General features: G+C 64.7%; 14 protein-coding genes. 1 reads left to right on the forward strand and 13 read right to left on the reverse strand.

The window, feature by feature from the left end:
* Positions 1-34: 34 nt before the first annotated feature.
* The 13 genes from ribB to IY145_RS26175 form a co-directional block, all read right to left on the reverse strand.
* The gene (ribB, locus tag IY145_RS14155; protein WP_196408793.1) at positions 35-1,117 is read right to left on the reverse strand and encodes a 3,4-dihydroxy-2-butanone-4-phosphate synthase; all 1,083 of its coding nucleotides are present in this window, start codon (positions 1,115-1,117) and stop codon (positions 35-37) included.
* Positions 1,118-1,327: 210 nt separating this feature from the next.
* Positions 1,328-2,359, reverse strand: coding sequence for an aromatic/alkene monooxygenase hydroxylase FAD-binding subunit MmoC (mmoC, locus tag IY145_RS14160; protein ID WP_196408794.1), 1,032 nt, complete (start codon positions 2,357-2,359; stop codon positions 1,328-1,330).
* A 17-nt stretch (positions 2,360-2,376) separates the two neighbouring features.
* Positions 2,377-2,712: a soluble methane monooxygenase-binding protein MmoD gene (mmoD, locus tag IY145_RS14165; RefSeq protein WP_196408795.1), complete on the reverse strand. Its 336-nt coding sequence runs from the start codon at positions 2,710-2,712 to the stop codon at positions 2,377-2,379.
* Between the two features lie 80 nt (positions 2,713-2,792).
* Positions 2,793-3,302, reverse strand: coding sequence for an aromatic/alkene monooxygenase hydroxylase subunit gamma (mmoZ, locus tag IY145_RS14170; protein ID WP_196408796.1), 510 nt, complete (start codon positions 3,300-3,302; stop codon positions 2,793-2,795).
* Positions 3,303-3,327: 25 nt separating this feature from the next.
* Complete coding sequence (gene mmoB, locus IY145_RS14175) at positions 3,328-3,744, reverse strand: methane monooxygenase regulator MmoB (protein WP_064032849.1); 417 nt, start codon at positions 3,742-3,744, stop codon at positions 3,328-3,330.
* Between the two features lie 13 nt (positions 3,745-3,757).
* On the reverse strand, positions 3,758-4,945 hold the full coding sequence (gene mmoY, locus IY145_RS14180; RefSeq protein WP_196408797.1) for an aromatic/alkene monooxygenase hydroxylase subunit beta: 1,188 nt from the start codon (positions 4,943-4,945) through the stop codon (positions 3,758-3,760).
* A gap of 134 nt (positions 4,946-5,079) precedes the next feature.
* Positions 5,080-6,660 carry an aromatic/alkene monooxygenase hydroxylase subunit alpha gene (mmoX, locus tag IY145_RS14185; protein WP_196408798.1) on the reverse strand — a complete coding sequence of 527 codons (1,581 nt, stop codon included), beginning with the start codon at positions 6,658-6,660 and terminating at the stop codon, positions 5,080-5,082.
* A 360-nt stretch (positions 6,661-7,020) separates the two neighbouring features.
* A complete protein-coding gene (locus IY145_RS14190) occupies positions 7,021-8,703 on the reverse strand; it encodes an Hsp60 family chaperonin (protein WP_196408799.1) in 1,683 nt (560 codons plus the stop codon).
* A 54-nt stretch (positions 8,704-8,757) separates the two neighbouring features.
* Positions 8,758-9,093 (reverse strand): hypothetical protein, encoded by a 336-nt coding sequence (locus IY145_RS14195; RefSeq protein ID WP_196408800.1) that lies wholly within the window; start codon positions 9,091-9,093, stop codon positions 8,758-8,760.
* Positions 9,094-9,097: 4 nt separating this feature from the next.
* Entirely contained in the window at positions 9,098-11,176 is a 2,079-nt protein-coding gene (locus tag IY145_RS14200) for a sigma-54-dependent Fis family transcriptional regulator (protein WP_196408801.1), read from the reverse strand.
* A 151-nt stretch (positions 11,177-11,327) separates the two neighbouring features.
* Positions 11,328-11,873: a DUF1097 domain-containing protein gene (locus IY145_RS14205; RefSeq protein WP_196408802.1), complete on the reverse strand. Its 546-nt coding sequence runs from the start codon at positions 11,871-11,873 to the stop codon at positions 11,328-11,330.
* Positions 11,874-11,980: 107 nt separating this feature from the next.
* Positions 11,981-12,322, reverse strand: coding sequence for a hypothetical protein (locus tag IY145_RS14210; protein WP_196408803.1), 342 nt, complete (start codon positions 12,320-12,322; stop codon positions 11,981-11,983).
* A 71-nt stretch (positions 12,323-12,393) separates the two neighbouring features.
* Positions 12,394-13,797 carry an SCO family protein gene (locus IY145_RS26175; RefSeq protein ID WP_196408804.1) on the reverse strand — a complete coding sequence of 468 codons (1,404 nt, stop codon included), beginning with the start codon at positions 13,795-13,797 and terminating at the stop codon, positions 12,394-12,396.
* 454 nt (positions 13,798-14,251) lie between these two features.
* On the opposite strand from IY145_RS26175, the gene IY145_RS14220 reads away from it, so the two are divergent.
* Positions 14,252-14,662 (forward strand): copper chaperone PCu(A)C, encoded by a 411-nt coding sequence (locus IY145_RS14220; RefSeq protein WP_196408805.1) that lies wholly within the window; start codon positions 14,252-14,254, stop codon positions 14,660-14,662.
* Positions 14,663-15,115: the final 453 nt, after the last annotated feature.

Here is a 15,115-nt window from a genome sequence, read left to right on the forward strand (position 1 = left end):
CTCTCCCCGCGAGCGGGGAGAGGGAGCGTTTCCGTCAGTCCAGCGGCTCCACGGCGAGAATCTCTATGCCGAAGCCCGAGAGCCCCACATAGGTGCGGGGCTTGGGCTTGGAGGTGCGCAGGCGGATCGAACTCACGCCCAAATCTTTCAGAATCTGCGCGCCGAGGCCGACATCCAGCCATTGCGCGGCGCGCGCCTCCTGCGAATTGCGACTGTCCGAGACGATCGGATTGACCGGAACGCCGGCCGCGCCGTCGCGCAGATAGACCAGCACGCCGCGCCCCTCCGCCGCGAAACGCTCGAGCGTGCGGCGGATGGCGTCCGCGCCGCCGAACACATCGGCGATGATGTCGGCGCGATGGAGCCGCGCCGGCACGCCCCTGCCGTCGCCGATCTGGCCGACGACAAAGGCGAAATGCTGGACGCTGTCGAAGGCGCTGACATAGGCGTAGCAGGTCGCGTCGCCGGCGAAGGTCTTGACCGGAAAGCTCGCGACGCGCTCCACCAGCTTCTCGCGCGCCTGCCGATAGGCGATGAGATCGGCGGTGGAGACGAGCTTCAGCCCATGGGCGGCGGCGAAATCGACGATCTGCTGGCCGGCCATCACCGTGCCGTCGTCATTGGCGAGCTCGCAAATGACGCCGACGGCCGGAAGACCCGCGAGGCGGCAGAGATCGACCGCGGCCTCGGTATGGCCGGAGCGCATGAGCACGCCGCCTTCCTTGGCGATGAGCGGAAAGACATGCCCGGGCCGCACGAAATCATGCGGGCCGCGATTGCCATTGGCGAGCGCCCGCACCGTATTGCAGCGCTGCTCGGCGGAAATTCCGGTGGTGAGCCCCTCGCGCGCGTCCACGGTGACGGTGAAAGCCGTGCCGAGAGGCGCGTCATTGGCGGCGACCATGGGCGCGAGATGCAGGCGGCGGGCGTCCTCCAGCGTCAGCGGCGCGCAGACGATGCCGCAGCAATGGCGGATGATGAAGGCCATTTTCTCGGGCGTGCAGAGCGAGGCGGCGACAATGAGGTCGCCCTCGTTCTCGCGGTCGTCGTCATCGGTGACGACGACGATCTCGCCGCGCCCGATCGCCTCTATGGCCTCGGTGACGGAATGGGACAAGATGGGCTCCGCTGTTTCCGGCGCAGGGGCCGGCGCGGCTGTTCTACTCCCCCGCCCGAGCGGATTCAAACATTCGTGGCGGCTCGCGGCGATCGGCGCCGGCTCAATCGTGGCGTAACGCAAAAAGCCTGCCCGAGTCGCCTCGGGCAGGGAAGTCGGGAGCCCCGCTCGGCGAGCGCGGCCGAGCGAAGACGGGAACCAGGCGCGGGATCAGCCGCTCGCCAGGAATTTCTCGAGATAGACCTGCTCCTTGGGGACGCCCGCCGTCGCCGCGGCGTCGAAGGCCGCCTCGATCATGCCGGGCGGACCGCAGAGATAGATGTCCGGCTTGCCGCGCAGCTTCTCGAGCTCGGCGCGCATGAGATCGATGACCGTTCCCTTGGCGACGCCATTGCCCTCTGGCGCATTGACCACGGCGACCTGCACATCGAGGCTCGGCATGGCGCTCTTCAGCGCCTCGAGCTCCTCGACATAGAACAGCTCCTCGTAATTGGTGACGCCGAAGAACAATGTCGCGGGCTGCGGATCGCTCTCCTTCTTCAGCTGCCGGATCATCGACAGCACCGGCGACAGCCCAGTGCCGCCGGCGACGAAGAAGCGCGGCCGCTCGCTCTTGTGCAGCATGAAGGAGCCCGCCGGTCCGCGCAGCGCGACGCGCAGGCCGACCTTCGCCTGCGTCTGCAGGAATTTCGAGAAGGCGCCGTCCGGCAGCAGTCGAATGAAGAATTCGAGCCGACCATCCTCCGCGACCGAGGCCATGGAATAGGAGCGGCGCGTATGCGTCCCCGGAATCTCGATGTCGACGAATTGCCCGGGGGCGAAGTTCAGCGCGATCGGCGCCGCGCCGTCCGCGGTCAGAGGCTGCAGAACGAGCCGCACGACATTCGACGACACGCGATCGCATTCGACGATCTCGGCGAGCCAATTGGTCTGGATCGCCTCGAAGGAGATGCGATCATAGGTGTAGGGCACGATGACGTGCAGATCGCTGCGCGGAAAGGTGCGGCACAGCAGAACCTTGCCGTCCTCCTCCTCGTCCGGCGGCAGCGCCTGGACCTTGACGTCGATCAGCTCATAGTCGCCATCCGTGCAGTCGCCCTTGCAGGTCGCGCAGCCGCCGGCGCGGCAGGACGCGAGAAGGATCACGCTCTGACGAAGGCCTGCGGAAATGACGTCCTCGCTCGGTCCGCATTCGAATGAACAGGTTTCTCCGTCCTCTGTCTCAATGACGATCTGGTACATACGTCTTCCGCCCTATGCTACTCTGGCTGCGCCAGTTCGTTTTTGGTCGCGTCTGTCGTGTCGTTGATCGGCTCCGGCGTGCCGAGCGCGCGCAGCAGCCGCCGGATCTCTTCGCTATTGTCGCCCGGCGTGCCGGCGGCCGCGTCCTGTCGAGCGAAGAAGCGCAGCACATGAGCGACCGCCTCGCGCGCCGAATCCTTCGACAGCGAGCATCCCTCCTGAACGAATTCGCCGTCGCGCAGGATTTCCCAGCGCCACATGTAATCGAGGTCCATCGTATAGGCGACGTAGCGCGAATCCGAGTGAATCAGAATCCGCTGCTCCTCCGCCGCTTGTTCCGCCGAATGCGCCATGGCTTCTCTCCTCTTCAAGAGACGACGTTCGGGCGGAAATCCGCCCGAACGCACGTTCTTTTTTGTTGGGGTCGCCGTTGTCAGGCCTGCAGATGCAGAACCTTGACGCCGCGCTCCTTGCGCAGGCCCTCGAGAGGCGTGGCGTAATAGTCGGTGTTGCGCAGCTCCATCAGAACAGTGCCGAGCGCCGCATCCGTGCGCAGGAACACGTTCACCGGCAGGACCGGCGGCTTGTAGAGCTGACGGAACTCGACATGAATGCGCTCCGCCTCATATTTGGTCTTCGCGGATTTGATCTTGGCGACCCAGGCCGCCTCCACCGCAGCGGCGTCCTCGCCGGTCGTCGCCTTGGTGACGAGATCCGCGACGGAGAGCTTCTCGGTCTTGAGGACCGAAAGCCGCTCCTCGATCTTGCGTTCGATATACAGATAATCGACGTCGAGATCGTAGCTCTTGCGGAACGGCGAGGAATTGGCGACGCGGAAGTCCTGAATGAACTTCGTCGCCTGGTCCACACTGTTCAGCTTCGCGATCTTTCCTTCCCACTCGGTGCGAGTGGAATTGTCGTGGATCGCTTCTCTTTTCGCCATTGTGGCAATCCTTGTCGTCGACCGATCAAATATCGGTCAGGGCGCGATCGAGGCCCATGAGTTCCGAGGTGATGGTGAATTTCGTGCCGAGCGTGTAGGCGCGGCCGACGGTCGACGACACATTGATGAGAAGGTCGTAGACCGAGAACGGCTTGCCGAGCAGCTCGCCGGCCTCCGCCGCGTCGATCTCGATCGCGCCGTCGGCCTTGATCCACCAGAAGCCCGCTTTATCCTCGACGACGATAGACGGATTCTTCGCCTTGCCGCCCTTGAGGATGATATCCTCGATGATGGCGTCGATCTCGTCGCTCTTCATCAGCACCAGAACCACGGCGTTGGACTCGTGGACGACCTGATTCTCCTCCGCGAAGAACTCGTCCGCGAAGGCCTTGCCGGACTTCTGCATGATGCCGGCGTTGTAATTGTTATGTGCGCTGGACATAGGTGCGTTTCCTTTAGTTCTTGTAGCCGGCGAGAACGGCGTCGACCTTCTGGTCCACGTCGATCTTGAAGCCGATCTTGTCGGCGTAATCGACCTTCCAATCGCCGAAGACGCGCTGCAGCGCCTCGGAGACGCCGGCGCGATCGGTCGCGCCCGAGACCTTCTCGACCTTGGCGTAGATGCCGATGAAATCCTTCAGCGCCGTAACCGAACGAGCGAGATAATGCTCGGTCCAAGCGTTGAGGAAGGTGCGATTATGCGCGCCGAACTCCGGATCATTCGCCAGGCTGTAGACGAACAGATCGTCGATCGCCCCGCGCGTGATCTGGAAGTAGGTCTGCGACTGCGCCGTGAAGAAGGGCGTCAGCGTGTCGCCATAGACCGTCGCCAGACGCTGGAAGAACTCGCGGCGGGCGAACTGGCCGAAAGTCGCGTCATAAACGGCGTGACCGGCCCACAGGATCTCGTTCCAGTCCTGAATGCCCTGCCAGATTTCTTCCACCGCGCCGCGGGCGCCGGCGTAGATCGGATCGGTCGTCCAGATCTTCTTCGGCACGTCCGTCGAAGCGTCGAAGCCCGGAACGAGCTTGGCGATGAACAGACGCTCCATCTGGATCATCTGCGCATTGTCCACCTTGTCGAGAGCCGCGAAAATGGCCGTCTGGCGGATCGTGTCCGACAGCGAGTCGCGGCCGACCGACGAATGCGAGTTGAACAACCCATATTCGTTGTAGAGCAGCGCGCCGTAATATTTGTTGAGGATTTCATCGCGCCAATAGGCGTCGACGGTACGGATCGAGCCCTCGGACGAATAGGCCGCCAGGAAGCGTTGAGTATAGCGCGCCTCTTCCGACTTGTCCTTCACATAGGGAGCGTGCCAGCGACGGGCCGGATCGCGATGACGATACCAGTCGGTCGTGCGCAGCTCGGTGCTCTCATTTCCCCAGGACGGACGGCCGCCGTGGAACTTCTGAGTCCAGTCGCCCCAATCGAGGCCGCCGGCGATCCAGTCAGGATTGGGCTGCGCATAGCAGGACAGCTGCTCATATTCCGACAGGCGCTTCCAGCGCGGCTGGATGAAATAATGATACTTGCGCTGCGTGTCGAGCGCGTGATCCGGAATCGCGGCTGCGATGATCGCCGCTCGTTCCGGATCGGTGAGACCTCGCTTCGTAACCTGAGAGCTCTGAGGCTGTGACATTTCAGACGTCCTCCACTAAGGGATTTTTCGTGCTTCGTGCTTGTCGGACGGCGCAATCGACCGTCCGATCTCCCGGCGCGAGCATGAGCCCGCGCCGGGAAACCGCTGCGAAAGTTCGAAACTTCGAACCTCGATCAGAATTTGGCGAGCGGATCGGGGAAGACGCATCCGGCGCGCTTGATGTCCTCGAGCGTCCAGAGATTGTCGCCGCGCACGTGAGGCTGGGCGATCAGCGTCTTGCCGTCGGAGCGAACGCCATGGCCCTCGGCGATCACCTCGGACAATTCGCGTCCTTCATACTGTTCGAAGATGCTGTGGCACTCGTAGCGCTCCGGCTCCGACAGCCACATACGCTCACCCCAATCATCCGTGAGCGAATGCTTCTTGCCGTTGTACTCATGCACGCGCAGCGAGCCGGAGCCCTTGGCGAGCGACGGGATGAACGGCACCTGCGAGACGCGGTCGATATAGACGTCGTGACCGTTGGCGAGCAGCCAGGCGTAGGGGATGAACCCGCTCTTGGGATCCTCGTAGCCGAGCTTCTTCCACTCGTTGTAGATCTTGCCGTAGTGATCGGCCCAACCCGGATAATTCGCCTCGAACCAAGCCTGATCTTCTTCGTCCGGCAGAGCCAGACGCGCGAAGCCGAGCGGCCACAGAGCGTAGGCGGCCAGCGCCAGATCGTGATGGGCCCAATAGGCGTCCGTCTTGGCGTCGCGCAGCGAGCGGGGGCTCTCCACGCCATATTTGCCGAGGCGACCGATCCAGATTCCACCCCAATCCTCGTAGACCCAACGGTTCCAGGTCTTGACCCAGGGCTCGACCTTGAACTTGGAGCCATACTCGAACAGATAGCCGAGCGCCGGCGTGAAATACTTCTGCTGCGTCCAGAAGGCGTTGTTCAGATCGGTGTTGAGATATTTCGCCGCCGCCGGATCATTGGCGATGGACACCACCGTCTGATAGCCGTTCGCCATATGGCGCAGCTCGTCGGTCTCCACCGACAGGAACACCGTCGGCGTGATCTCGTCACCATTGGCCGAGGCCCATTCGGTGACGGCGACGATCAGCGGATTGGTGAAGCAAGCTTCGCCGACCAGCTGCAGATTGACCGAGCATTCCACGGCGTCGCCGGAGATGAATCCGTCGGCGAAGACGCGCTTCATGCCCTTCCACAGCGGGCCGATCGCGCGGGTGCGACGGGCGTCATTGTGGCCGGCCGGGTCGTGATAGTGCTTGGAATAATAGTGATTGATGAAAGCGCACTGATGCGTATGACGAATTTCGTCGAGCACCTGGGCGAGATAGCCGTTCTTCTGCTCGGCGGCGGTGGCGCTGTCCCACAGCATGGCCGAAGCGGCGATGGCGTTATACTCGCCGACCTCGAGGAAGTTCGAGATCACCTTCATGGTCTCGCCCCAGCGGGGATGGACCTTATTGCCGGCGCCGAGACGGGTCAGACCATCGAGCAGAGTGCCGAATTGGCGCTCGTCCTTGGCCGCCTCCATGCGGGCGTATTCCTTGGCGATGACCTTGAATTGCTCCTTGGTCTGGTTCGCCATGTGGTATTTTGTGGCGTATTTGGTGCGGTTTTCGTTGAAGTCCCAGTTGAAGCTCTGCAGCCACTTGTGGACCTCCTGCGGCTCGACGCCGACCGGAGCGCGGTTGACCTTCAGAGCATCGGTCGCCGCTTTTGTCGCGAGACTGATCGCCATGCTTCTTCCTCCTCACAGACTTTTTGTTTCTCGGATTCGCGACCTGGTCTGTGGTCGAAAAATCCGAACGTGAGCGCCGCTTTCCAAACTTTCGAAGTTGAAACTTTCGATGTCGTCTGCAATTCACCGATTGCGGAAGCGCCGACACATAGTAGTTATGGCAAGCCTCGTGCCAGTGATCGAAACTTCGTAGAATCGTAGGTTTTGCAAGGGATTCGCAAGGTTCTGGGAAGTCTTGCGACGTGAGCGCGGCATTATTCGCGGATGGCGCTCGATACAGCTGTCAAATAAGCATACGCACGATATTCGTCGCTTGTTTCGATCGCCGCGATCTTGTGATCGCGGCGATCGAGCCTGCGCTCAAGCGCGCGGGTCTTCTCGCGTCTGCGCTGCGACATTCGGATCGAATCCGAAAGTCGGATCGCTCGGCGGAATATTGGTGACCGCGCATTCCACCGTCATCAGCGAAGCGGCTGTCGCGACGGAGTTGCGCAGCGCTAGTCGCGTCACGCGCACGGGATCGATGACGCCTGCGGAAAAGAGATCGCCGCATACGCCGCTGCGCATGTCCATTCCCCAGAAATCATCATTCGATCGACGCAGTTCGAACAGGAATTCATCGGCGTCGATTCCGGCGTTGGCGGCGATGCGCCTGATCGGCTCGTCGAGCGCCGCGCGCACGATCGCGACGCCGTGATCCTGATCGAGATTTTCGCCGCGCAATTGCGCGAGCGCCGCGCGCGCGCGGTAGAGACCTACGCCGCCGCCGGCGACGACGCCGTCGCTCAGCGCCGAGCGCGCGGAGTTCAGCGCATTCTCGATTCTTTGCATGCGCTCCTTGATGAGAATGTCCGACAATCCGCCGGCGCGGATCGTCGCCATCCTTCCTGACAAGGCTTTTATGCGCGTTTGCAGATTTCCGAGCTCGTGGCGCTTGCCGCTCGGCGAGCCTTTCGACGAATCGCCGTCGACGATCCAATCGGCTTGACGTTTCGCCGCGGCGAGACGTTCCGCGATTGCGACCGCATCGCCTTCGCCGCCGATGACGAGCGTGTCGTCCTCACGCACGACGACGCGCCGCGCGCGGCCGAGATGTTCGATCGTGACATTGGAAATATCTTCGCCGCAAGCCTCCATGATAGCGCGGCCGCCGGTGAGCGCGGCGAGATCGAGCAGATATTCATAGCGGCTGTCGCCATATCCCGGCCCCTTCACGGCGATGGAGCAGAGATTTTTGCGAATGTGATTGAGCAGCAGCCCGGGAAGCGCTTCCTCCATGATGTTTTCGGCGACGACGAGCAGGCTGCCGCCACGACGGCGCACCAGCTCCAACGCCGGAACCAGCTCGGAAAAATCATTGATGACGCGATCGTAGATGAGAATGTAAGGATTCTCGAGCTCGGCGATCTTGCGCGCGCTGTCGGTCATGAAATAGGGCGAGCGATAGCCCTGTTCCCAGCGCATTCCTTCGACAGATTCGATCTCGTCGGTCACGCCATTGCCGAGCTCGACGTCGACGACGCCGCCTTCGCCGGCGAGCGTCAGCGCCTCGGCTACGATCGCGCCGATCTCTTCGTCGCCGCCGGCCGCGAGGGTCGCGACATGGGCGACAGAACGCTGATCGTCGCAACGTCGCGCGCGACGTAGCAGATCGGCTTCGACCGCACGCGCGGCGAGCTCCATGCCGATGGCGATGTCGCGGGGATTCATGCCGGCGGCGAGCGCTTTGCGCGTCTCGGCGGCGACGCGACGCGTCAGCACGACGGAGGTCGTCGTGCCGTCGCCGGCCTCTTTGGCGACCGTCGTCGCCATTTGCCGGACGAGATTTATGCCGAGGCTCTGCGTGCGTCCGGAGATTTCGACGGCCTGCGCCACGGTGGCGCCGTCCTTGGTCGCGACCGGCGGGAGGCCGGCGGCGCGATGCTCGATGACGACATTGCGGCCGCGCGGGCCGAGCGTCACGCCGACAGCGTCGGCGAGAACATTGAGTCCATCGAGCAATTTCATGCGAACGGGGTCGCCGAAGCGAATATTCCTGGCCACGACTCTGATCCTCCACTCATGCGACGAGCCGCCGCGGCCCGTTGCGCGTTTCCTTTATTTTTTCTTTGGTTTGTCGAATGCGCTTATGTCGATGTCGTCACGTCCGGCGTTGAGCGTCATGGCGCTGCGGCCCGCCGCCACGCGGCGCGCGCGATTGCGCTCGAGACGTATCCACACGGAGATCAGCCGGCGATCGTCGAAGTCGAGCGTGCGGCGTATTTCCTCTATGTCGACAGGCTCGAATTCTCGGCGCAGATAAGCTCCGAGCTCCTGCGTGCGCTCCTCGCCGATGATCTCTTTCAGGCGCTCTTCCTCTTCCTCGAGCTCGCGCATGGAAGCGTCGAGCGCACGGGCGGCTTCTTCGATAAAAGCGCGGTCTTCTGGTCCCATCGCGTCACCTCTTCGAAACGATGCGCCGGTCGCTTCGCAGGCCGTAGCGCGCCATCTTGTGGTAGAGCGTCGCTCTGGTGATGCCGAGGCTGCGCGCGGCTTTTGCTATATTTCCCTTGCTCGAGGCGAGCGCATGTCGCACGGCGCGCGCTTCCCAATCGGAGAGGTCGAAGCCGGTTTCGCTCTCGATCACTCCTTCGACGAGAGAGACGTCCTGCGCCTCGCTGTCGTTCACGCGCTGGTCGAAGTCGAGCTCCTGCATGAAGTCGATCGGAAGATCGTCGATCTCTATGACCGGCCCTTTGGCGACGGCGATGCAGGAGCGCAAGACATTGCGCGCTTCGCGGATATTGCCGGGCCAGGGATGCTTGAAGAAATTGCGCCACACTTCATCGGAAAAGCGCAGATCATCCGTCGATCCCAACGCCTCGCTCTCCAATCGGAAGAGTTGCGCGAGAAGCGCGAGGCGATCGGGTCGCTCGCGCAGCGGCGGCAGCCAGAGTTGCACGCCATTGAGGCGATAATAGAGATCGCGGCGAAACGTTCCCTTCTGCACCATCTCCTGCAGGCTGCGATTGGTGGCGGCGACGACGCGCACATCGACGCGAATCGGCTTGCTGGAGCCGATCGGCACGACCTCGTTCGAATCGAGCACGCGCAACAGCGTCGCCTGAAGATCGGCGGCCATGTCGCCGATTTCGTCGAGGAACAATATGCCCTTGTCGGCCTCGACGAATTTGCCGGCCTTGCCCTTGGCGCGCGCGCCGGTGAAGCTGCCGCCTTCATAGCCGAACAATTCGCTCTCGATGAGCTCGCGCGGAATGGCCGCGCAATTTATGGCGACGAGCGGGCGATCCTTGCGCGGTCCGCCGGCGTGCAGGCGCCGCACCAGATAGTCCTTGCCGACGCCGGACTCTCCGGTGATGAGGATTGGAATATTGCGCTCCTGCAGGCCGGAGGCTTTGCGTAGCGCCGCCTCCAGCACGCTGTCGCTCCAATCGCCCTCGGCGCCGATCCCGCAGGGCGCGGCGTCGGCGCGGCCGGCTCCGCGGCGCGGCGCGGTCGCCTCGCTCTCGCGCTTGGGACAGCGATGCACCTCCGCGGCGATCGGGCGCGCGTCGTGCGAGACGGAAAGAGCGATGACGCGCGCGCTCTCATGCGCGGCGATGAGCGCGGGCGGATCGACGCCGAGCGCCGTCGCCGCGCGCTGCCCGACGAGCGCGGAAAAGGTCGAGCCCAGCGCCTCGACAGCCGCATGGTCGGCGCCGCGAATGACGCCGTCCGCGGCGATGAAGACGCGGCCCTCGCCGGCGAAGCGCGGGGCCGCTTCGCCGACGGCGTGCAGGCGCAGCAGATAGCCGTCCGCGGCGAGGCGGTCGAACAGGCTCGCCTCGAGCAGCCGGCGGGCGATCTCGAGAAAGCCGAGAGCCAGCTTGGCCGTGTCGCGACGATCCGAGATCATGCCGAGGATCGCGCAGACGCTTCCGTCGGGAGCGGAGACGGGGCAGCCGGCGGTGGCGAAGCGATGCAAGGCGCCGTTGAAATGCTCCTTGCCGTCGAAGGCGATCGGCTCGCGCAGCAGGCTCGCCGTGCCGACGCCATTGTTGCCGAGGCTCGCCTCGCTCCAATCGGCGCCGATGCGGCCCATTTGAGCGCCGCTGGCGGTGATCCGCGAGCCGGAGTCGAGCAGTTGGACGACGACGCCGGCTGGGTCGGCGAGCAGCAGCGCGACATTGGTCTCGTCGAGCAGCGTGCGCAGGTCATAGACGAGCGCGGAGAGGCGCCCGGCGACGCCGTCGAGCGAATTGCGGCGCCAGGCGTCGAGCTCCAGCGAGCCGGTCTCGCTACGGCGCTGGCGCGGCGCGAATTCCGCGCCTGGGGGCAGAGCATGGTCGTCGACGCAGCGCGCCCAGGCCTCGGCGACCTGCGGGCGCACCCAATCGGCGCCGGCGGGCGCCTGGCCCGTCTGCTTCATCCAGTCCCAGGCGACGCCCGGACGGTCGACCCCGTAGAAGCCGGTCTCCTCGGCGACGTGGAGCGCGGCTACCGAGGCGGCGGCGCGATCGAGCAAGGGGGATCTCATTGCCATATCGCTCAAAAGCGATCCTCCCGAATTGGCGTATCGTTGCGCATGGCGCTGACCCTCGAGGGGCGGCTCATGCGATGGCGGTCGCCCACCGTCGCGCGGGACGGCGGGCGATCTTTCGTCGAGACGGTCTCGAGTCGGCGGGCGCTCAGGAGCGCGCGGCCGAGGGCGCTTTCTGTCCGGGCAGGGGCAGATATTTTTGCAGCGCTTCGGCGAGGTGCTCGGCCGCGAAGGCGAAGATCGCGCCGACGATCAGCGAGAGCGCCGCAAGGAGCACGGGATTGCTCGGAGCGAGCGCGACGATCTCGTCGGCGCGCGTCGTCGCGAACAGCGTCGCATAGGCGAGGAGGGCGACAGGCCATTCGCCGAGCGCGGGCAGCTTGGAGGCGAGGACGAGAAGGCCGAGCGTGATCGCGACGGCGATCGCGGTCCAGGCGGCGTCTCCGATCGTCTCGCCATAGGGGAGACGCGTCGAGACGACGAGGGCCAGGGCGGCGAGAAACACGCCGAACAGATAATGGAGGACCGATTTCTTCAGCCCCTCGAGCTTGCCGCCGAAATGCTGATAGCCGGCCCAGCCGATGAGCGCGGCGAAAAGCTGCGCGCCATGCGGAGCGGCGGGGCCGAGCGCCAAAAATGCGGCGAGTCCGCCGAGAGCGCCGACGCTCACGGCCTTATAGGATGTGATGCTCATGACAATAGCCTCCAGCTTTGCGCGCGATCGATGATCGGCGCAGGTCGCATGAATCCCTCGACGGCGCGTTCGTCACCGTCGATCTTCGAAAATGAGGTTCGGGGGGTTCAGGCGAGAGGCGCTGGAGGCGCGCGTGGAAAGAGAGGCAGCAGCTCCGGCGCGGCGATCACGGCGTCGATGACATAGATCGGCGTCGGCGTGTCGGAGAACATCTCGAGCGGAAGGATCGCGATGAGGACGCGCTCTTCGTCGACGTCTATCGCCGAGCTGCAATGGAGAATGCAGCAGGGCCCGACATGATGGTTCTCGACCGGAGAGGAATCGCTTTTGGATGAGTCTGCCGTGAGGGACGCGCAGACGACGCCGGAGAGTTGCGCGCTGTTGGCGGTTGCTCCGGCGGCGAAGCCGACGCCGGTGGATTGCAGCATGAACAGCAGCGCTGCGACCATGCTCAGGGCCGCTCGCTCGACGCTCGAATGTGTCCGGCCCAGGATTCTCAAGGCAAAGTGCTCTGAAGCGTTCAGGCTTCGACCGTACGAGCGGGGCCGGGTAGCGTCAAGCGACGCTCCCTCGCGCACATGCGGCATGTTGTCGCGAGCGCCCGCTCACGCCTTCGTCCGCGCTTCGCGACGCGACGCGAGCCGCTGCGACGTTGCGACGCGCTGTGGCGCCGAATGAAATCCTTCAGTGTTTTCGCAGCTTCGTCGCCGCGCTCGGTGAAGGAGGCGACGCCGGACATGACGCCCTCGCGATCGACGAGATAGACGAGCGTGGTGTGATCGATCGTATAGTCGCCGCCCTCCAGCGGAACCTTGCGCCGATAGACGCGAAACGCCTGCGCCGCGCGATCGATCTCCGCCGGCGCGCCGCGCAAGCCGATGATGCGGCGCTCGAAGGAGGACACGAAATCGGCGAGCGTCTCGGGCGTGTCGCGTTCCGGATCAAGCGTGACGAAGAGAATGTCGAAGCCGGAGCCGGAGGCGTCCGCCGCATTCGATGCGCGCGCGACCTCGAGCAATGTGCTCGGGCAGACCTCCGGACATCGCGCGAAGCCGAAGAATATGGCGTAGGGCCGGCCGAGCATCGTTTTTTCGTCGACGATGTCGCCATTCGTCGCCGTGAGGCGAAATGAGGGCGTAAATCCGCGCGCTGTGGCTTCGTTCGAATGCGGCGCGAAGCGCGGCGCGGCGGCGCTCGACAGAACGATCACGGCGGCGGCGGCGATCCACCATCGGCGCGAGCGCAGAGCGGAGGGGAAGCGGCGTCCGCCGCCCGGCGCGGCGCGGACGCCCGCCGGGCGGCTCGAGCGAACGGAGCTCTCGGGCGGGATGGAGACCGAGGCTCCGCTCGAACGACGAACGCCGCGTCGACGAAGAAGGAAACGAAAACGCGCCGCGAGCCGGGCGCCGGTCCGCGGCGCGCGGCGCAGGGCTTCGACGAATGTGGTGCGAATGCGCGGCTCCACCTCGATTCCGCGCAGGCCGGCCGCGAGCCGCTCGACGGCGCTCTCCTTTTCCGCCGGCGTCGCGTGACGCCCGATCTCGAGCGTGCGTCCCGCAGTGGTGATATCGACGCGCATGCATCTGCGCGCGCGATCGAGACGCCGCTCGATGACGAGCTCCGCGGCCTTGACGCGGCGTTGGTCGACGAGCCGGCCGCGGATATAATGCGCGACGCAGACGACGCCGTTCTCGACCGTCACGCGCTCGACCACTTCGCCGCGCTGCGCCGGCGCGTCTCCGGCGACGAGGCGGCAGAAGGACGCGAGCGCGTTCGCCGCGCTCGTCGCGGCGAGCATGGCGAGCGAAGCGAGCGAATAGGGCGCGCTGCGAACGACGGCGGTCGTCGCCGCGTGTGAGCCGTCGACGGCGGGAGGGGCTGAATGCGGCTTCGTCGGCGCGGTCTGCATGCAGGGCTCCGTCACGCAGGGCTCCATGTCGCGAATTCCTGTCGCGGTGGCATGTCACGGGTGGCTTGTCACGGCGTCATGTCGCGGCTTCGAGTCGCGCGGCCCGCGAAGCGACGCGCCGTCTTATCGAAAACAGCAATTGCGCATATAGGTCAACGCGAAGGCGGATGATGGGCATGCGACCGGACGTCGCGTGCAGAAACTGAACGACCACTCGTACGATCGTGATCGTTGCTGGGCGTGCGAAAGCGATACGGCTGTCCAGATTTCATTCCGCAATTGGCAGTGCGCGACGTTTTCGCGCTATGTGTGTCTCGTCGCGCTCTGGCGCCGAAGTTGCGGACCGGGCGCCGAGGGGCATGGTTAACGATCGGCTCGAGACATGATTACAGGCTCGCCGCGGCGGCGCGACCTTCCTTCCTCTGCAGGATTCGGGACTTTTTGGATGCGGCGGGCGGTCTGTGTCCCGTTGCTTCTTTTCGCGACAGCCACGCTCGCGGCGCCCGCCGCGATCGTGGTGGAGCGCGCCTGGTGCGCGCCGCCGCCCAAGGGCGTGACGACCGGCGCCTGCTATCTGGCTCTGCGCAATGGCGGCCCGACAGAGGACCGGCTGCTGGGCGTGGAGGCCGAAGCGGCCCATCGCGTCGAGATGCATGTGACGAAAATCTCCGACGGCGTCGGACGAATGCGGCCGCTCGCGGACGGCGTCGCCCTGCCGGCGGAATCGCTCGTCGACTTCCGGGAGAAGGGCTATCATCTCATGCTGGTCGATCTGAGGGGGCCGCTCGCCGAGGGCGAGACCGTGCGCGGGACGTTGCGCTTCGAGCATGCCGGGGCGCGGCCGGTGCTTTTCCATGTCGAGCGGCCGCACACGCCCTGATCGGCGCTCGGCTTGTCCTGGATCATGCCCGGATGGCCGAATCGCCAGCCGCCCCTATTTCGATCTTTCGGATGAAGATCGCGGGACGGGCCGCGGTCCAGGCGGATCGGCCAGATGCGGAAGGGGCGGCGCGGCCCCGGCCGCCGCATCGCGCCGAGACGAGACCGCCGCCGGATTGTGCGAGAGCCGTCTGCATGCGAAATTTACGAAAATTGAAACCCTCGCGCGCAGGGCTCCGCCGCTGCGCCGCGACGAGGCGGGGCCGAGCCCATATCTCAGAGCCAGATCATGAACGGCCGTCAGGCGAGGCGAGCTTCCTTTGTAACCAGTTCGTCATGAATATGACGCAAAAAGGGCCGGCTCCATTTGCGCCGGTCTTTTCGGCAACAAATTCCCTCCCATAGTGGGGTTCATCCCGCATTCAGCCTGGATGCGGGATAGGATCGGCCTTCG

Origin of the sequence: Methylosinus sp. H3A (assembly GCF_015709455.1) — a bacterium.
Taxonomy (GTDB): Bacteria; Pseudomonadota; Alphaproteobacteria; order Rhizobiales; family Beijerinckiaceae; genus Methylosinus.

Excerpts from the sequence above, each read along its gene's own strand:
- mmoY (WP_196408797.1), bottom strand. The coding sequence starts at position 4,945 with ATGTCACAGCCTCAGAGCTCTCAGGTTACGAAGCGAGGTCTCACCGAT.
- IY145_RS14210 (WP_196408803.1), bottom strand. The coding sequence starts at position 12,322 with ATGGTCGCAGCGCTGCTGTTCATGCTGCAATCCACCGGCGTCGGCTTC.
- mmoC (WP_196408794.1), bottom strand. The coding sequence starts at position 2,359 with ATGTACCAGATCGTCATTGAGACAGAGGACGGAGAAACCTGTTCATTC.
- mmoX (WP_196408798.1), bottom strand. The coding sequence starts at position 6,660 with ATGGCGATCAGTCTCGCGACAAAAGCGGCGACCGATGCTCTGAAGGTC.
- mmoB (WP_064032849.1), bottom strand. The coding sequence starts at position 3,744 with ATGTCCAGCGCACATAACAATTACAACGCCGGCATCATGCAGAAGTCC.
- IY145_RS14195 (WP_196408800.1), bottom strand. The coding sequence starts at position 9,093 with ATGGGACCAGAAGACCGCGCTTTTATCGAAGAAGCCGCCCGTGCGCTC.
- IY145_RS14205 (WP_196408802.1), bottom strand. The coding sequence starts at position 11,873 with ATGAGCATCACATCCTATAAGGCCGTGAGCGTCGGCGCTCTCGGCGGA.
- IY145_RS14200 (WP_196408801.1), bottom strand. The coding sequence starts at position 11,176 with ATGAGATCCCCCTTGCTCGATCGCGCCGCCGCCTCGGTAGCCGCGCTC.
- mmoZ (WP_196408796.1), bottom strand. The coding sequence starts at position 3,302 with ATGGCGAAAAGAGAAGCGATCCACGACAATTCCACTCGCACCGAGTGG.
- mmoD (WP_196408795.1), bottom strand. The coding sequence starts at position 2,712 with ATGGCGCATTCGGCGGAACAAGCGGCGGAGGAGCAGCGGATTCTGATT.